Here is a 15,615-nt window from a genome sequence, read left to right as displayed (position 1 = left end):
TACACTGGCACGCATGAGCGAGACCCTCGATCCCCAGCGCGACTCCGGCTCCACCAAGGGCGGCACCGCCACCATTGAGCGGGTTGAACAGCAGGAAATGGCCGAGCCCGGCGATGCGGAGCGCTTCGCGCACTACGTGAAGAAGGACAAGATCATGGAGTCGGCACTGTCCGGCGAACCCGTGATCGCGCTGTGCGGAAAGGTGTGGATTCCCGGCCGCGACCCCAAGCGCTTCCCCGTGTGCCCGCAGTGCAAGGAAATCCTTGACGCCGCCTTCGGCAATAACGACGGCGACGACAGCTAGCAGCCTCCCTCGCATCGGCCGGCCTTCACCGTAGGGTAGAAGCGTGTCGACCCAGGAGGAACTCGAGCGCGACCGCGCTGTCGTGACCCTCGTCGACGACGTGTGGGTCACGATCGTGTGGAACGACCCCGTCAACCTCATGTCTTACGTGACGTACGTCTTCCGGACTTACTTTGGGTTCACCAAGGAGGTCGCGGCGGCACGGATGATGGAAGTGCACCGTGATGGACGCTCCGTGGTGAGTTCGGGTCCGCGAGAAAAGATGGAGGTCGACGTGCAGGCAATGCACTCGTACGGCCTCCATGCCACGTTGCAGCGGAGCGATGCATGAGGGGATTTGTCGCCACGGACAACGGCGCCGTTGCGCAGCTTGACGATGAAGAGCGCACTGTCGTAGCGCGCATCGTCGCTGATGTGGGACTACTCCTTGGCGGAGAGCCCTTCGGGATGACGGCCCCGGTCGACCGTGAGCAGCCGCGTGACGATGAGGATGCGCTGTTCGCCGCGCTTGCCCGCATCACGGAGTCCGTTGAGGACCCCGACGACCCTGCCGTCCTCGCGTTGCTTCCGCACGCCTCCGATGACGATCGCGAACTCGCCCAAGAGTTCCGCCGTCTTACCGAAGAAGACCTCCGCCTGCACAAGACCGACCGCCTGCGCCGGATGTGGGAGGACCTTAGCCAAGACGGGCCCGACTGGCTGGTGCCCTTTGATGAATGTTTGGCCACGGCATCGGCCCTCACCGATATTCGCCTTGTGCTCGCGAGCCGGCTGGGCCTGGACTCCGACGACGACGGTGAGCTGCTGCGCAGCGAACTGGCGACTGCGATCGAGGCGGACGACGAGCCCGCGAGCCGGAGCGAAGCCGAACGTATCTGGCTGGGCATGTTGTATGAATCACTGGGGTGGCTCCAGCAGAGCCTGCTCGACACCCTCATGGAGGACGACGATGACGAACTCTGACGCGCCCATTGGGGTGTTCGATTCCGGAGTGGGAGGCCTGACGGTGGCGCGCGCCATCATGGACCAGCTCCCGCACGAGTCGATCCACTACGTGGGGGACACTGCGTACGGTCCCTACGGACCGTTGCCGATTTCCGACGTCCGCCAGCACGCGCTGGACATCATGGACGCGCTCGTCGATGACGGTGTGAAGATGCTCGTCATCGCGTGCAACACGGCCTCCGCGGCGGTGCTGCGGGATGCGCGCGAGCGGTTTTCGCGTGAGCGCGGGGTACCGGTCGTTGAGGTGATCGTGCCGGCCGTGCGACGTGCGGCCGCGCTCACCAAGTCCGGTCGCGTGGGCGTCATCGGCACCACGGCCACCATCACCTCCGGTGCCTACGACGACGCTTTGGCTGCCGCACCCGACATCGAGGTGTACTCGCAGGCCTGCCCGCGTTTTGTTGAGTTGGTCGAGGCCGGCATCACCGCCGGTCCAGCGGTCATTGAGGTGGCGCGCGAATACCTCGAGTCGCTCCAGGTCGCCCAAGTCGACACCGTGATCTTGGGGTGCACGCACTACCCGATGCTGCAGGGCGCGATCGGCTACGTGATGGGGCCTGACGTGACACTCGTCGACTCAGCCACGGAGACTGCCATCGACGTCTACCGGGCGCTCACCGCGCACGGAATCGAACGGGACACGGCGCGCGCTCCCGAGCACGTGTTCTCTGCGACCGGCGAGACCGCGAGGTTTGAGCAACTCGCTCAGCGGTTCCTGGGCCCGGTCGTCACTCAAGTGGAAAGGCTCGGCTGATGCGGCTGACAGTTGTGGGCTGCTCCGGCTCCGTTCCAGGGCCCGCCTCGCCGGCGTCGTGCTACCTCCTTGAAGCGGACGATGCCGATGGCAAGACTTGGCGCATCGCGCTCGACATGGGCTCGGGCGCTTTGGGCGCACTCCAGCGCTATTGCGATCCCCGGGAACTCGACGCCGTCGCGATCACCCACCTGCACCCCGACCACTGCGCGGACCTCACCGGCCTGCACGTGTATCTGAAGTACCACCCCAGTGGCGAGATGTCTGTGCCTGTGTACGCGCCCTTTGGTGCCTCCGGGCGCATCGATCAGCTCCGCGGCGAAAACACTCATTCCGACGTTCTGCCCACTGTGGTGTGGCAGGCATCCGGGGAGACGCGCATCGGCCCCTTCCACATCACGTGCGAATCAGTGAACCACCCTGTGCCCGCGTACGCCCTACGGATCGAGGGGCCCAGCGCGGAGCCAGCCCGAGCATCGGCCGTCCTGACGTACTCCGGCGACACAGATGAGTGTGACGGGCTTGATGTCGCTGCAGCCGGAGCGGACCTGTTCCTGTGCGAGGCCTCCTTCTTGGAAGCCGATGATGCCCCGCGCGGACTCCACCTCACGGCGGCAGCCGCGGGAGCCGCTGCCGAGCGCGCGGGCGTGGGGCGCTTGTTGCTGACCCACGTCCCGCCATGGGTCGACTCCCAGAGCGTCCTGGCCGAGGCCGCCGCCCACTGCAGCACCGACGTCTCGCTGGCGAGGCCTGGTCAGCACATCGAGATCTGACGCGACCGTTAGGCTCATGAACTATGAGCGACATCACCCGCGCCGATGGGCGCACACCTGACCAGCTGCGCCCCGTGAGCTTTGAGCGTGGCTTCCAGCGCAATGCCGAGGGCTCGTGCCTCGTGACCTTTGGCGGCACCCGCGTGCTGTGCTCCGCATCGTTCACCGAGGGCGTTCCGCGCTGGAAGAAGGGCTCCGGTGAGGGCTGGGTCACCGCCGAATACGCGATGCTTCCCCGCGCCACCAACACCCGCAACGACCGTGAATCCGTCCGCGGCAAGATCGGCGGACGCACCATGGAAATCTCGCGCCTCATTGGTCGCTCGCTACGCGCAGTGGTCGACATGAAGGCGCTCGGCGAAAACACCATCGTGCTGGACTGCGATGTCCTCGACGCAGACGGTGGTACGCGCACCGCGGCAATCACAGGCGCCTATGTAGCCCTGGCCGATGCGATCGCGTACGGCCGCGCTCAGGGCGCCATCAAGCCTGGTGTGCGCCCGCTGACCGGTTCGATCTCTGCGATCTCCGTAGGCATCATCGACGGCGTGCCCATGCTCGACCTCCCGTACGAGGAGGACGTGCGCGCCCAGACCGACATGAACGTCGTGATGACCGGCGACGGCGGCTTTGTCGAGGTGCAGGGCACTGCGGAAGGTGCCCCGTTCTCCAAGGACGAGCTCGACGCGCTGCTCGCGCTCGCGACCTCCGGCACCGCCGACTTGACCCGCATGCAGAACGAGGCCCTCGACGCAGCGGACGGCCCGGTGCGCTGATGACCCGCCTGGCGATCGCGACGCACAACGCCCACAAGGTGGGGGAGATCTGGGCGATTCTTGCGCCGCTGGTCTCGGGGCTCGGGCGGGAGGACGTCGCCTCTGCGGGCGACTTGGGCGCGCCCGCTCCTGTCGAGGACGGCGTGACGTTCGAGGAGAACGCGCTCATCAAGGCGCGTGCGCTCGCGGCGTCATCGGGTTTGCCCGCGATTGCTGACGACTCCGGGATCTCGGTGGATGTTCTTGGTGGAGCGCCGGGAATTTTCTCCGCGCGCTGGGCCGGCTCCCATGGGGACGACGCCGCCAACTTGCAACTGCTTCTTGACCAAGTGGCCGAGGTGCCCGACGAGCACCGCGGCGCGGCGTTTGTGTGCGCCGCTGCGTTGGCGATGCCTGATGGCGCCGAACACGTTGTCGTGGGGCGCATGCCAGGGGTGTTGCTGCGCGCACCGCAGGGCGACGGCGGGTTTGGCTACGACCCGATCTTCATGGGCGAGGGTCAGACGGTGTCCAACGCCGAGCTCGAACCCGAGGTCAAGAACGCGTTGTCCCACCGCGGAGCGGCATTCCGGTCGCTTGCGCCGCTGGTCGCGGAGGCGCTCAGCAACTGACGCGCTGACCGCTACTGCCGTGGCGGGACCCCCGTCCACCGCCCTTCTGCCCTGCACGCACGCGGGTCCGCATCGCTACGCCCGTGAGAAGCCTGCGGTGTGGCGAATCAGGTCCGCGACTTTGTGCGCGAATCGGAGAACCTGACTCGTGTGACCGCAGGTTCTTCACGCGGCTGTCATCGCGACAGCGCCCAGAGATCTAAGGAAGCACGCCGCAGTGGGCGAGCGCCTGACGCAGCAGGGTGTCCTGGCCGCCCGTCATGTCCCGCAGGACTTCCTCGCTGGCCGCCTCTTCGGGGGAGATCCACACAATGTCCAGCGCGTTCTGGCTCGGTTCGCAGTCGCCGTCAACGGGCACCACGTACGCAAGTGCCACAGCGTGCTGGCGCGGGTCGTAGAACGACGTGACGCCCTGCACGGGGAAGTATTCCGCAATCGTGAACGGCGTGGGCGAGGCCGGGATCCGCGGGAGTGCGACGGAGCCCAAGTCCTTCTCGATGTTCCTGATGAGGCAGTCGCGAATGCGCTCGTGATAGAGCACTCGTCCCGCGATCAGCGCACGGTGGATCGCGTCATCATCGGCCCTGAGCAAAAGCCCGACCTCGGTGACCTCACCTGCCGAGTCCAGCCGCACGGGCACGACATTCACGTAGATCACCGGAAGTTCCGAGCGCACGTGATCAAGTTCGGGTTCGCTGAGCCAGCCTGAGGGCTCTGGGGGCATCTCCGCCATATCCGTCATGCCCCCATTGTGACTGCCTAGGCGCGGTCGTCGCGAACGCTCGCCGAGCCGTGGCAGGGTAGAGGAGGAATAGGTTTCCCGTGGCATGCGTTACGGGGGCATCCGGGGAAGCGACACGAAAGGAATCCCCTCATGGCAACAGTTGATCTGACCACTGAAACTTTTGAGCAGACCGTGACGAAGGACGGCATCGTCCTCGTCGACTTCTGGGCAGAATGGTGCGGCCCGTGCAAGCGCTTCGCACCTGTCTTCGACGCTTCGTCGGAGTCCAACCCCAACGTTGTGCACGCCAAAGTCGACACCGAGGACCAGGCCGCTCTGGGCCAGCAGTTCGGCGTCACCTCGATCCCGACGCTGATGGCTTTCCGCGACGGCATCATGGTCTTCCAGCAGGCTGGCGCTCTGCCCGCTCCCTCACTCCAGCAGGTCGTGGACGCCGTTGAGGCGCTCGACATGGAAGAGGTTCGCACCAAGCTCGCCGAGCAGCAGGGCTAAGAATCGTCACGAGGGCCGGAGCGGTCCTCACGCACAGAAGGCCCCTCACCTTTGGGTGAGGGGCCTTCTGCTGTGTTGGGGGCGTTGTCCACAGGTCGCCGACGAGCTAGCGCTCCGATCACTACCGTGACGGCGTGAGTCGTCAGCGTTCCGTGCTTCCGATGCAGATACCCAGTTGGGGTTCAGCAGGTTTGAGACTGGTCTGTCGAGGATCCGCGGGACAAACGAGTCCTCTCGGCCCGACCATGTCGAGGGCACGATTTCAGGCCGTTGCGCGCAGCCGCTAGCCATTGTCCCTCGAGCCATAGGCGGTCGACGGGTGGGGAGGATTGCCAGTCGTCGTGCCGCACTACCGACAGTGGAAGGACGGCCCCGCCCCGTTCACTGCGAGGGTTCGACTCTACTTAGCCCGTGAGTTACGAGGTGAGAGACTTCGTAACCGCAGTGCTTCGGCCCACCTTGAACCAAGCGATCGGACCGAGCACCGGGATGACCAGGACGGCGAGGCTCCACCCGATGAGCGAAAGTCCGCTTTTGACTGGCGTGCGCAAGATCGAGACGAAGGCGACCAGGGCAAATGCGAGTGCAGCAATAGCGACGACACTGAAGATCACGTCATACATGGTGGGAACAAGCGGACTCATCGGGATTCACGACCTTTCGCTAGCGCCATCGACGAAATTGATGCCGTTGCGGCTAGGTCGAATGTACTGGATCGCTTCACTGGTGCTCCAATACGCGGTGCCCTTGGGCCCCGAAAGGGCTGAGTCGACATCGTCCGCGTCAAGCGACCCTAGGGTTTGGAAACCGCCAACGTCGCTGCAAAAAGAGCAGACCCCCCCGATTGCTCTCGGGGGCCGCGCCCGGTAGCCGAAGCATCCGGGTGGTTATGTCTTCACGGTACTGTGCGAACTTCGCCGAGTACAGGGATTCTGTTCGTTGGGGAGAAGTGCATGCACACCTTGCTGCGCATGCACAATCTTCATCGTGCGCGAGGGGGGACTTGAACCCCGCTCGAAGGATTGAGCGTCTTGCCTGGTAATCAACGAAATCCGGCCCTTGTCTGACCGCCTCTCCGTGTAGGCGTGCGGGGCGATTTATGCGGGGATTGACAGGGATTTGTAGGCGCGCCTACACGCTCAGTGACACTAGTGACGCTTGATCTGGATGAACCTCATGCGCGCATGTGCACGCGCGTAGGGCGTCGATCCCGGAAAGAAGCGTCACTGGCGTCATTATGCGTCACCACCAGGGGATTCGTTGGGGCCGATGCGTCACTCGACGTGTCACCCATGTGTCACCCCAGTGTTCTGTCGGACCCGCGTGCTACTGTTCACGCATAACCAAGGCCGACCGCTTGAACAGTCACCCCACCGGTGCGCGTTCCTCCCCTCGGGGCGAGGATAGAGCGGTCGGCCGTTTCTATGTGAAGTGCCAGTAGGTTCCGCCGTTGGCACGCCGCGTGCGCGTCACGAAGCTCGTCATGTGCTCGATGGCTTTCGCTTCCCCTGTCTCGACCCGCCGCCTGATTGCGCCCGCAACCATGTCGGCTAGTTGAACCAGACCGTTTTTCGCTGAGTCGGCAAACTCAACCTCTCGTAGCGTTCCGGGCGTGCGACCGTTGACGCGTGCCATGAAGTGGTCTCGGTCTGAGATCTCGAACGCGCGAGTGTCCTGCCCGTCGATGACGAGTTTCGCGTCGTCGATGGTTCCGAAGTGGCTCGACATTAGTTGGAAGATGAGTTCGTTCTTGAGGTGCCCTGGCTGTGCGAGCAGGCGGTCGCTCCAAAGGAGCTCCTTGTCCAGGATGATCGCGCGCACACGGAACTTCGCTTCGGCGATCTCTTCGAAGAATCTGTCTTTGTGGGTGTCCTTGCACTTGGAGTACTTGAACTCCTTGGACACGCGGAAGGTGGTGCCGTCGGGTGCCGTGTGGATTCGGGCGTTCTCCACCAACTGAAGCGCTTCCTTGATGTGGGCCCTGTCGTCGAATATGCAGGCGGCCATAACAACGTGTGAGGTCGAACCGCGCCCGAGTTTTACGCCGCAGTCGCCAGAGTCATCGAGGAAGATCCACACGTTGGGAGATGGTACCCGTCGTCGTTGACGTCGCCCGCCCCGCGACCTCCCTGATCACCTGCGGAACGGTCTCCACCACGGCCGTCCTCCATCCGCGTCCGCGTCCGCGTAGCCCATCACCGTCTCGCTCCACCCACGCGACGATGCTCCCCGATTCGGTGTGGATGATGGCGGTGTGTCCGGCGCGGTCGGCTGCGTAGTATTCGAGCTGCGGGGCGGTCATTCTTGGGACATGGCACCCGTGAGGAAGCCGGCGATTGTGTCGCCTATCCAGCCGATGGTTGCGCTGAAGGCGGCGCCGATTTCGTTGGGGAAGATGATGCATGCGAGTGCTACGACGGCGATGAATGCGAGTGATCCGAGTTTCATAGGTCGCAGGGTAGCGGCGGGGTGTGACATGGGGGTCTCGCGCTAGTGTGGCTTCAATTGAAAGGGGTAAGTGTGAAGCGTGTTGTGTGGGTGAAGCCGGATTATTTCGTTGAGCGTCCTGGGAATGTGTTGGCGGCGGTGGCTGCCGCGTTTTTGGGTGCGTTGTGGTTTGTGTTCGCGTTGTTGATGTTGGCGTGGTGGTCGTGGCAGGCGGCGGTTGTGTTGACGTTGGGGACGCTTGTGTTGGGTGTTCCTGCGTGGGTGTTGGCTGATCGTTGGGGTGTGCGGAAGCGTTGGAAGGTTGCGCTGGTTGAGTCTGCGGTTGAGGTGCCGGGGGGTATGGCGCTTGAGGTGGTTGACGTTAAGGGCAATGCGCATGATGTGATGACTGATCCTGTGAATGGGCATGCTCTTGCCACGGTGTTGATGCGCCGCTAGAAACGCAAAAGACCGCCCCGCCCACTCGTGAGAGCAGGCGGGGCGGTCGCGTGTGCGGGTGGGGCTAGTTGGCGGCGAGGACTCGGGGTGCAGGGTAGATGCGACCTTCGGTGGGTGGCGTGTATGAACCGCCGCCGTTGGGCTCGCCAGCCCCATTGACGAAGATTGCGGGTACGGCGCCGGGAGACCCGCTGACGGGTCCACTGGGTACGTTGACCCATTCAGTGACGGCCATCACTCAACCGCCCATGCGATCGCTGGGAGGCACACAATATTCGTTGATACGCCTACAGCAGCCTGTGCCGCAAGTCCGGGGTATGTAGAGGTTGCCGTGTATGGGAAGGCTCGTAGGGTGCGAGCGGCTCCGTTGATGGTCGCTACCTGGATCACAGAGGTGGCCCCTGCGTCACCTGGCATCACGACTGCGATGCCATTCGGGACCCAAGGTGCGACTCCGGGCGCAGCCAGCGGGGCGGGGAACACCGGGGCCTTCGTTCCGTCCTCCGAGAGTGTCGCTGTCAGCAGGTTGGAGGTGTTCATGGCGACGCCGTTGACCTTGGTCGGGAGAGTCATTCCAAGCACGCCGTACTCCGCGCTTTCGCTGGCCCCCTCGACGCCTGTGGTTGCTCCCACGATGTAGACGCCTCGGTCGCTGGGCGAGTACCACATGACTGCGATGGCGTCCGCGTTGTAGTTGCCGTCCGTCCCGCAGGACCGCATGATCGAGAAGCCCGCTGGCTGCTGTGACTCCTGCCAGGCTGGCCAAGTGATGATGTTCACGGACGATCCATCGCCGGAACTGTAGGACGCATACTCGGTCGTCGTTTGCTTGTAGTTCGACGAGAACGATCCGCTGTTGGATAGCTTGGCTGACGCCTTCACAGGGCCCGTGAGGTTGCCTGCTCCGTCCGAACCTGTCGCAATTGCAACGCTGTACCAAGGCTTCGCCTGTGACGATGAGTACAACTCGCCGTAGACGATTTTGATGAAGACCGGTGCGGTCGCCTGTACGTCGTCGTCGAAGCGCCAGATCTCATACCCCAGGGCCGTGGGCGAACCGGGGTTCGTCGGGGTCACTGTCGCGAGGTTGATCTGACCGGTGTCCCCTGTCTGCACGAGGCCAGCAGAGAGGAGGCCGTCGTGGATTCCTTGCATCCACTTGCGTGCCGCGGTCGTGGTGTGGTTTGAGGGCGCGCTCATCCATGAGTGTGTAGTGACGGGCATGTTTAAATCTCCTTGATGGTGAGCGCGATGGTGACCGGTCCGCCTTCGATGTGCGCGTACACGTTGGTTTCAGCGACGGCGCGGTCGATTGTGACGGGCGATCCGTCGTCGGTTTCGGGTGCGGTGGCGACGTATTCGTACATGCGGTCGCGACCGCCTGGATACTCGGTGGTGACCTCGCGTGGGGCGTCCGCAGCGCGCCCAGAGGCCGTGCGGTACAGGCGTAGTCGGCATGGTCCTGAGTAGTTGATCGCGTAGATGCTAGCCAGTTCAGGGAAGGCGAACTGTTCGTTCCCATCGACGTCGGTGAGCGTGACCGTTGTCGGCTCCGCGCCACCACCCGACGCAGGATCAACCCACCGAGTGTCGTAGTCAGCGCCCGACGCCTTCGACATCACCTGACCCGTCGTGCCGCCAGGAGGAACACCGACACCGGGGGCACCGTCTGCGCCATCCGCGTCGTCATTGCCAGCCGGACCGTGTAGACCAGTCGGGCCAGGCTCGCCCTGCGGACCTTGCGGTCCAGTGTCGCCCGTGTCACCCTTCGGCCCCTGCGGACCCTCGGGACCGGTCGCCCCGTCCTGACCATCGGCACCAGCGGGACCGGGGTCGCCCGGTAGTCCTTGTGGGCCAGCGGCACCCTCGGGACCCTCGGGACCCTGAGCGCCATCAGCACCAGCCGGCCCCTCAGGCCCAGGATCACCCTGCGCGCCAGGAGGGCCCTGGCGCTCGACGACGCCGACCGCGACAACCTCGCGCTCGATTGCTGCTGCGTAGTCCTCAGCCATCATGACTCCGTTCGCGTGACGTCGGGGTACACCGTGACGATGCCTTCGGTGTGACGGATCGTGCGGCCATCGGGCGTTACGAGCTCGACGTCATATACGCCTTGCCCGACGGTCGCGTACTCATCCCACTCGTCAGTCTCGGTGGCCTGGGCGGGCAAGATCAGAGTGAAGATGCCGTCAGCCTCGAGCATGATGCGGGGGCCGTCCGTTGCTTCCGACGTGAGGGTTGCCCACACGGTGCCGCCAGCGACATCGCGGATCTGTGCGCGTGCAGACCATCCCTGCGTGAGGTCGGGATACGTGATGACCGCTTCCTCGCCCTCACCGGTCTGCGTGCCGTAGATCAAGGGATTGGTGACGTCCGAACCCTGGGGAACGTCCCACGGGACGATCTGCAAGACCCGATACCCCGCCGGGGCCTTGGTCTCCGGCTCAGGCATCGACTGCCGCCTTGTACGACGCGGTACCGGTGTGACCCATCACGATAGCTTCAAGCCAGTTGGGAATGTGGGGGCCGATCCTCGACCACAACCAGTGCCACAGGGCCGTGACCGCAGCCACAACCGCGAGGACGGTGGCCTCAGAACTCAGCCACACGCCAACGAAGTCGGGGAGCCAGGTCGCGGTGCCCAACAGCCACGTGACCAGCACAGCCCAAGCGGCCGGGACAGCGGTACGAAGTCGAGCAATAGCAGCATCAGACATGAGGGTCTCCTTAGTTGGTGATCTTGTCGTCGTTGATGGCCCGCTGAAGGCCCTGGATCGTGAGCGACTCCTTGTCGAGGCGGCCATCAATACGGCCCGTGTAGTAGCCCAACTGCTTGAGGCGACGCTGCAGACCCTTGATGAACTCGGGGCCAATGTCGCCGTCGCGCTCGCCGCGGTAGTCCGAACCCAGCCAGTCCTGCATCTTGTAGATCAGAGGCGATCCACCGGTGTTGGTGGACTCCCACTTCCAGCCCCACGTGAGGGCAGGGTTCATGGAGCGCCACACACTGTTCTGGCGCCACACCTCACCGTCGATCGCGTCAGGGTTGAAGATGTACTGCAGTTCGATGGTGGTGTCGGTGCCCCAATACCCGTCGACGTCAGTGCGGCCATCAGCCTTGCTGTCGGGCTTGGGTTCCGGCTTGGGCTTCACGTCACCTGCGCCGGCGTACATGAAGATCAGGTCAACGAAGTCAGACCACGAGATATCCGTCTTGGAACCACGCAACTCGCGCGGGCAGTCCTTGCCCCATGACGAGAACTCGTTGTGCTGGTAGATGTCGTCACGGGTCCACCCGTACTCGACGACGTCCATCGCGATGCGTTCCGCAGCGTTGTGAACCATCTTCACGTAGTCGCCGTCGGAGTTGACGCACAGCTCGTATGCGATGGTCGTGGTGTTGCCCGGACCGGTGCCGTCACCGGCGTGCCAGCACTTCCGTGAGTCCAGGTAGGACTGGAATGCCGCTTTGTCGTCGATGGAGACATGCCAGGAAGCGACGCGGACGTTTCCGCGGGACTGCAGGTTTGCGTGTGCTTGAGCGTCCGCACCCTTGTTGGTGTTGCCGGTCATGTGGACCGTGGCACCAAGGCAGGGGTTCGTGCCGGGATAGTAGCGGCGCTTGGACGTGATCTGGTCAACAACCTTGACGCTCATGGGGGTGGGCTCCAATCGGGTGTGGGAATGCGAAAGCCCACCGCGATGGGTGGGCTCAAGGGTTGAGGCTTGATCTGGTCAGATCAAGGCGGGGGGCTTTATGAGCGTTCGGCCAGCCAGATGATGACGGTCGCCGCGAGCGACAACACACCGATAAGGGCCGTCACGTACACGGCAGGAGGGATGCGCTGCGCTTTGCGTTCAGCGCGCTCGTTCGCGAGGCCTGTCTTGAGGTCGGCGATCTCCCGGTCCAGACCGGTCTTCCATGCGATGAACTCTCGTGCCGGCACAAAGTTGTCACGCTGATCCTTTAGGTCCTGGCGAAGCCCGTGGACCTCATCCTTCAACGCTTGGACCGTGGCCGTCAGGCCAGCGATCTGTTCGGTTTCGGACATGTCGTTCACCTGGGACTCTCCTAGAAGCTGTGGATGCGCGTCAGCGCGATACGAGACAAAGGCTCGCGAGTGCGGATGGTCAAAACCTGTTGTTGCGATGAGACAAAGGCCACGAACCTGTGGTGCCATGCTTGAGTGGCCAGCCGCCAGACGTGCCACCCGCAGTGCCGCGCTGCTGCGTCGACCACATGCCATGCCCCTGAGGCGTGTCATACAAGTACCGGTAGTTGTCCCACGTCACATGACGCGTGAACGTGATACCCGACACCGCCACATCACCGGTGTCCATACCCGTAGTGCGAACCAGCAACAGTTGCGCCTTGTCGCCAGCATCAACCGTGAACGGAAACACCGCGGGCGCAACGGTGCCGAACGTGTCAATCCAGCCCGTGCCAATCTCGTCCCAGCTAAGACGCCCCGGCACCGACGTCAAGCCGTGATTCCACGTCCCCACCAAATCGAAGTCCGCGAAATCACCATCGGCCTTGATGACCTCAAACGGTGTCGGCACACCCGGCACCGTAGGCGCCGACACCGTCACCACCGCCTGATAGGAATGCACCTCAAGCGCGATATACGCCGACGACGGGCCCTGCTCAAACTCGACATCCACAGCACCGGCAGGCATCGCCGCATATGCCGGATGCAACAGCGACGAATCCTCCCACGTGTACGGGTCATCAAACACGACCTGCTGAGCAACCCAGTCACCATCAACGAAACTCGCCAACGTCGAGTCATGACCCAACGCATACGAGTAGTCCCGCAAATAGTTCGGGTCGTTCGTGGGATAGTTCGGATCGCCAGACGGCCACGCCACGTCAGGCCACGACTGCCACCGGCCACGCGAATCCAAAGCCGCCCAATCCCGCGTAAACGGGTGCGGCATCGAGCCCACGCCCGCGGGCTGAGCAGTGAACGACGCATCAATCGTGCCCGGCGTCATCAACGCACGCGCATGCGCCTGCGGATCATCCACCGTGCCCTGCCACGAGCCGGGAAAACTCACGCCGGCGCCCCGTAAATGCGGCCCTTCACGAAACACGAAGTCCGCGAGATCGTCGCCACATACAGCCAAGGAGAACGCTCAGTGGTGTACTGCCAAGAGCCTCGGTGAATCAGTTCACCCGTCACCGGCGCGGACGTTGTTCCATTCGGCGTCGTGCGCGCACGCTCACCCAAACCCGCAGGCTGTTCCTGCCAACCCCACGCGTCAATGAACCAAAACTTCTCACGCAGCTCTTTTGCATGCACATCCCACGGCGACTCGAGCGGATCAGCACCCACATTCAGCGGGTTGCCCACGATCGCCTGCAACTGTGCGGCCGTGATGGGCTTACCGAACGCTGCCGTCGAGAACTCCGTCGCCGGACCAAACGTCTGCATCTCAAACAACACCGCCATCCCAACCTTCGACATCGGGATACGACGCACATCGAACAGGTCCTCACGGATCGCATGCTCAGGAATACGGCCCGCCTTCGACTCCGCATCGAAGGTAGGACGGTCGGTGGCCACAGCTGCTTCCGTGATCCTCTTGACCGCAGACCGTGCAGGATCCATTGCGGCCTTGTCACGCTGCATGATTGCCTGCAGAGTTGGCAGGTCCCGCGCCTTCGAGTCCACCGTCGCGGTGACTGTGCCTCCGCGACGCTTCACGTCGACAACGTGCACGACGATGTCCTCGTCGTGGTGGCCACGCACGAGCCCGTTCTGTCCAGCCCGGATCAGGTGGCGTGGCATCTGTTCGGGGTCGATGGAGAATGTGATCGTGCCGGTATAGCCCGGGTTCGAGTCGCGTGCCAGGACCTCGCGCGCGTCGCGGCGCGCTTCGGAACGCCACACTCCCTGCCCGTACTCAATGATCCTGTCGATACGGGGCACGTTCGGGTCGTATGCAGGGTTGGGGCCAAGGTCTTCACCATCGGCCCCATGCAGGCGTGGCATGACCTCGGTCGCCGCGGCCAAAGGCGCATGGAAGGGGGTCAGGATCCCGACGTTCGCGCCGATATCGAACAGGGCAGCCCACGTTTGAGGGCCTACCACACCATCGACGAGTAGACCGTGGTCCTCCTGGAACCGTTCTGCCGCCTCCGCGTCCCCCCACGACCAACGCCCAGTCTCGGGGCGGTCGAGCTTGCGCTGTGCGAGCGTGACACCGTTGCCGGTGTCCGTGTCCGCATCGGTCGTGCCTACCACAACTGATCGGCCAGCGTCGTTGAAGCAATACTCCGGACTGTCATCGTATTTCGCGTCGGGGTACAGGGTGTTGAACCACGCTCCGCCCGCGGGGTTGACGCCGTAGCCAGTGATGTAGTTCGGAGCCTCGGTCGAGTCCTTTGTCAGGTCCACCTTGATCAGGCGCTGCCCGGCCCGGACCTCCCAAGCGATCGTGGTGAGATCCTTGGCGCGCAACACGGGCTTGCGACCGTCGAGCATGAGGGTGTACTGCTTGCCCTCCTTCACCGCGGTGGCGAGGCGGGCCTGCACAAACCCCGTCAGCAGCGGCTCCCAACGTCCCGCGACGGACGTGGTGATGCCGGTCACGGTGCGATCCATGGGTTCGTATCGCACCGACGTTGCCGCGTTGATCTTGTCCGGGATCGCGGCGCCGATGTCTTTCGGGTCGGTGTCGAATGAGGGACTGGTGTTTTGGTGGTTTGCGGCCATGAGTAGGCCGTCGCAGTAGAGCGTGAAAGGGCCAGAGTCTTGGAGGTCGTTGGTGCCGCCGACGATGCCCTCGTAGACGGTGTCGTAGCCGCCGTCGGACAATCTCTTCACACGGACCGCGAAGTTGGCGCCAGCCGCCGCCTGAGGCGGGATGTCGTCGTGCACCTTGATTTGCGGAAGCCGGATCGTCGCCGGCCCATAGGAGAACGGCTCGGACTCGCGCGTGTCCGGCTCGGGCGTGGGCACGCCGTTCAGGTAAGTGAAGTCGACGCCCTCGATCACGATCTGCAAGTGCCCGTACTCCGCTGCTCCCGTTGCGGACGGCTGCCAGGGGGCGTCGCCCGCGGGCGCCTCAAAGCGCTCCCAGCGATGCCGAACCGGGATCGGCTCAAGGCCAGGAGGGATGACTAGCTCAGGCGGCTCAGGCGGCGTGCGGGACCCGCCCGGCGTGGGGATCGTGACCGGGGGCAGCGTGTAGGGCTTGCCGCCGACTGGCGCGCCCGTTCCCTGGATCTGTGCGGCGCCGAGGCCTTGCGCGTCAGCCATG

Annotated in this window: 21 protein-coding genes; 9 read left to right on the top strand and 12 right to left on the bottom strand. The window is 64.0% G+C overall.

The genetic code is table 11. The features are described 5' to 3' along the window. The first annotated feature begins 13 nt into the window (after nucleotides 1-13). The 7 genes from AOP74_RS02045 to rdgB are packed head-to-tail and all read left to right on the top strand — an operon-like array spanning nucleotide 14 to nucleotide 4,223. Nucleotides 14-304, top strand: a complete 291-nt coding sequence (locus tag AOP74_RS02045; RefSeq protein ID WP_061960675.1) for a DUF3039 domain-containing protein — start codon at nucleotides 14-16, stop codon at nucleotides 302-304. Between the two features lie 43 nt (nucleotides 305-347). Further along, entirely contained in the window at nucleotides 348-635 is a 288-nt protein-coding gene (clpS, locus tag AOP74_RS02040; RefSeq protein ID WP_061960674.1) for an ATP-dependent Clp protease adapter ClpS, read from the top strand. Then, entirely contained in the window at nucleotides 632-1,267 is a 636-nt protein-coding gene (locus AOP74_RS02035) for a DUF2017 family protein (protein WP_061960673.1), read from the top strand. Before clpS ends, AOP74_RS02035 begins: the two co-directional genes overlap by 4 nt. Next, entirely contained in the window at nucleotides 1,254-2,063 is an 810-nt protein-coding gene (gene murI / locus AOP74_RS02030) for a glutamate racemase (RefSeq protein WP_061960672.1), read from the top strand. Before AOP74_RS02035 ends, murI begins: the two co-directional genes overlap by 14 nt. Then, nucleotides 2,063-2,836, top strand: a complete 774-nt coding sequence (locus AOP74_RS02025) for an MBL fold metallo-hydrolase (RefSeq protein ID WP_061960671.1) — start codon at nucleotides 2,063-2,065, stop codon at nucleotides 2,834-2,836. Before murI ends, AOP74_RS02025 begins: the two co-directional genes overlap by 1 nt. Before the next feature lie 23 nt (nucleotides 2,837-2,859). After that, complete coding sequence (gene rph / locus AOP74_RS02020; RefSeq protein WP_201774288.1) at nucleotides 2,860-3,612, top strand: ribonuclease PH; 753 nt, start codon at nucleotides 2,860-2,862, stop codon at nucleotides 3,610-3,612. Further along, nucleotides 3,612-4,223, top strand: a complete 612-nt coding sequence (gene rdgB / locus AOP74_RS02015; protein WP_061960670.1) for an RdgB/HAM1 family non-canonical purine NTP pyrophosphatase — start codon at nucleotides 3,612-3,614, stop codon at nucleotides 4,221-4,223. Before rph ends, rdgB begins: the two co-directional genes overlap by 1 nt. A 199-nt stretch (nucleotides 4,224-4,422) precedes the next feature. On the opposite strand, the gene AOP74_RS02010 is transcribed toward rdgB, so the two are convergent. Then, nucleotides 4,423-4,965 carry an NUDIX hydrolase family protein gene (locus AOP74_RS02010; protein ID WP_061960669.1) on the bottom strand — a complete coding sequence of 181 codons (543 nt, stop codon included), beginning with the start codon at nucleotides 4,963-4,965 and terminating at the stop codon, nucleotides 4,423-4,425. Nucleotides 4,966-5,097: 132 nt separating this feature from the next. Between AOP74_RS02010 and trxA the strand changes: the two genes are divergently transcribed. Next, complete coding sequence (gene trxA / locus AOP74_RS02005; RefSeq protein WP_061960668.1) at nucleotides 5,098-5,460, top strand: thioredoxin; 363 nt, start codon at nucleotides 5,098-5,100, stop codon at nucleotides 5,458-5,460. Nucleotides 5,461-5,876: 416 nt separating this feature from the next. On the opposite strand, the gene AOP74_RS02000 is transcribed toward trxA, so the two are convergent. The 3 genes from AOP74_RS02000 to AOP74_RS12190 form a co-directional block, all read right to left on the bottom strand. Continuing rightward, nucleotides 5,877-6,104 carry a PLDc N-terminal domain-containing protein gene (locus tag AOP74_RS02000; RefSeq protein ID WP_061960667.1) on the bottom strand — a complete coding sequence of 76 codons (228 nt, stop codon included), beginning with the start codon at nucleotides 6,102-6,104 and terminating at the stop codon, nucleotides 5,877-5,879. 778 nt (nucleotides 6,105-6,882) lie between these two features. Further along, a complete protein-coding gene (locus AOP74_RS01995; RefSeq protein WP_082095942.1) occupies nucleotides 6,883-7,539 on the bottom strand; it encodes a DUF3800 domain-containing protein in 657 nt (218 codons plus the stop codon). A 219-nt stretch (nucleotides 7,540-7,758) separates the two neighbouring features. After that, nucleotides 7,759-7,908: a hypothetical protein gene (locus AOP74_RS12190; RefSeq protein ID WP_160297433.1), complete on the bottom strand. Its 150-nt coding sequence runs from the start codon at nucleotides 7,906-7,908 to the stop codon at nucleotides 7,759-7,761. Nucleotides 7,909-7,980: 72 nt separating this feature from the next. Between AOP74_RS12190 and AOP74_RS01985 the strand changes: the two genes are divergently transcribed. Continuing rightward, nucleotides 7,981-8,346 (top strand): hypothetical protein, encoded by a 366-nt coding sequence (locus AOP74_RS01985; protein ID WP_061960664.1) that lies wholly within the window; start codon nucleotides 7,981-7,983, stop codon nucleotides 8,344-8,346. Between the two features lie 234 nt (nucleotides 8,347-8,580). Here the strand turns inward: AOP74_RS01985 and AOP74_RS01980 are convergent, their stop codons facing one another. From AOP74_RS01980 to AOP74_RS01945, 8 genes are all read right to left on the bottom strand, one after another. Continuing rightward, nucleotides 8,581-9,546 (bottom strand): hypothetical protein, encoded by a 966-nt coding sequence (locus AOP74_RS01980; RefSeq protein WP_152649126.1) that lies wholly within the window; start codon nucleotides 9,544-9,546, stop codon nucleotides 8,581-8,583. A 26-nt stretch (nucleotides 9,547-9,572) separates the two neighbouring features. Beyond that, nucleotides 9,573-10,361 (bottom strand): collagen-like protein, encoded by a 789-nt coding sequence (locus AOP74_RS12380; RefSeq protein ID WP_082095941.1) that lies wholly within the window; start codon nucleotides 10,359-10,361, stop codon nucleotides 9,573-9,575. Beyond that, nucleotides 10,358-10,798, bottom strand: a complete 441-nt coding sequence (locus AOP74_RS01970; RefSeq protein WP_061960661.1) for a hypothetical protein — start codon at nucleotides 10,796-10,798, stop codon at nucleotides 10,358-10,360. The genes AOP74_RS12380 and AOP74_RS01970 overlap by 4 nt, the downstream gene beginning before the upstream one ends. After that, the gene (locus AOP74_RS01965; RefSeq protein WP_061960660.1) at nucleotides 10,791-11,063 is read right to left on the bottom strand and encodes a hypothetical protein; all 273 of its coding nucleotides are present in this window, start codon (nucleotides 11,061-11,063) and stop codon (nucleotides 10,791-10,793) included. The genes AOP74_RS01970 and AOP74_RS01965 overlap by 8 nt, the downstream gene beginning before the upstream one ends. A 10-nt stretch (nucleotides 11,064-11,073) precedes the next feature. Continuing rightward, nucleotides 11,074-12,003, bottom strand: coding sequence for a peptidoglycan recognition protein family protein (locus AOP74_RS01960; RefSeq protein WP_061960659.1), 930 nt, complete (start codon nucleotides 12,001-12,003; stop codon nucleotides 11,074-11,076). A 98-nt stretch (nucleotides 12,004-12,101) separates the two neighbouring features. Continuing rightward, complete coding sequence (locus AOP74_RS01955; RefSeq protein ID WP_152649125.1) at nucleotides 12,102-12,398, bottom strand: hypothetical protein; 297 nt, start codon at nucleotides 12,396-12,398, stop codon at nucleotides 12,102-12,104. A gap of 79 nt (nucleotides 12,399-12,477) precedes the next feature. Beyond that, nucleotides 12,478-13,407, bottom strand: a complete 930-nt coding sequence (locus tag AOP74_RS01950) for a hypothetical protein (RefSeq protein ID WP_061960657.1) — start codon at nucleotides 13,405-13,407, stop codon at nucleotides 12,478-12,480. Continuing rightward, nucleotides 13,404-15,614 (bottom strand): peptidoglycan-binding domain-containing protein, encoded by a 2,211-nt coding sequence (locus tag AOP74_RS01945; protein WP_061960656.1) that lies wholly within the window; start codon nucleotides 15,612-15,614, stop codon nucleotides 13,404-13,406. Before AOP74_RS01945 ends, AOP74_RS01950 begins: the two co-directional genes overlap by 4 nt. Nucleotide 15,615 lies beyond the last annotated feature (1 nt).

Origin of the sequence: Demequina flava (genome assembly GCF_000975035.1) — a bacterium.
Lineage (GTDB): Bacteria > Actinomycetota > Actinomycetes > Actinomycetales > Demequinaceae > Demequina > Demequina flava.
This window is presented reverse-complemented; position numbering and strand designations above follow the sequence as displayed.

Excerpts from the sequence above, each read along its gene's own strand:
- AOP74_RS12380 (WP_082095941.1), bottom strand. The coding sequence starts at position 10,361 with ATGATGGCTGAGGACTACGCAGCAGCAATCGAGCGCGAGGTTGTCGCG.
- AOP74_RS02000 (WP_061960667.1), bottom strand. The coding sequence starts at position 6,104 with ATGAGTCCGCTTGTTCCCACCATGTATGACGTGATCTTCAGTGTCGTC.
- AOP74_RS01980 (WP_152649126.1), bottom strand. The coding sequence starts at position 9,546 with ATGAGCGCGCCCTCAAACCACACCACGACCGCGGCACGCAAGTGGATG.
- AOP74_RS01960 (WP_061960659.1), bottom strand. The coding sequence starts at position 12,003 with ATGAGCGTCAAGGTTGTTGACCAGATCACGTCCAAGCGCCGCTACTAT.
- trxA (WP_061960668.1), top strand. The coding sequence starts at position 5,098 with ATGGCAACAGTTGATCTGACCACTGAAACTTTTGAGCAGACCGTGACG.
- AOP74_RS02035 (WP_061960673.1), top strand. The coding sequence starts at position 632 with ATGAGGGGATTTGTCGCCACGGACAACGGCGCCGTTGCGCAGCTTGAC.
- AOP74_RS12190 (WP_160297433.1), bottom strand. The coding sequence starts at position 7,908 with ATGAAACTCGGATCACTCGCATTCATCGCCGTCGTAGCACTCGCATGC.
- rph (WP_201774288.1), top strand. The coding sequence starts at position 2,860 with ATGAGCGACATCACCCGCGCCGATGGGCGCACACCTGACCAGCTGCGC.
- AOP74_RS01945 (WP_061960656.1), bottom strand. The coding sequence starts at position 15,614 with ATGGCTGACGCGCAAGGCCTCGGCGCCGCACAGATCCAGGGAACGGGC.
- AOP74_RS01970 (WP_061960661.1), bottom strand. The coding sequence starts at position 10,798 with ATGCCTGAGCCGGAGACCAAGGCCCCGGCGGGGTATCGGGTCTTGCAG.
- murI (WP_061960672.1), top strand. The coding sequence starts at position 1,254 with ATGACGAACTCTGACGCGCCCATTGGGGTGTTCGATTCCGGAGTGGGA.
- AOP74_RS02025 (WP_061960671.1), top strand. The coding sequence starts at position 2,063 with ATGCGGCTGACAGTTGTGGGCTGCTCCGGCTCCGTTCCAGGGCCCGCC.
- AOP74_RS01955 (WP_152649125.1), bottom strand. The coding sequence starts at position 12,398 with ATGTCCGAAACCGAACAGATCGCTGGCCTGACGGCCACGGTCCAAGCG.
- rdgB (WP_061960670.1), top strand. The coding sequence starts at position 3,612 with ATGACCCGCCTGGCGATCGCGACGCACAACGCCCACAAGGTGGGGGAG.
- AOP74_RS02045 (WP_061960675.1), top strand. The coding sequence starts at position 14 with ATGAGCGAGACCCTCGATCCCCAGCGCGACTCCGGCTCCACCAAGGGC.
- AOP74_RS02010 (WP_061960669.1), bottom strand. The coding sequence starts at position 4,965 with ATGACGGATATGGCGGAGATGCCCCCAGAGCCCTCAGGCTGGCTCAGC.
- AOP74_RS01965 (WP_061960660.1), bottom strand. The coding sequence starts at position 11,063 with ATGTCTGATGCTGCTATTGCTCGACTTCGTACCGCTGTCCCGGCCGCT.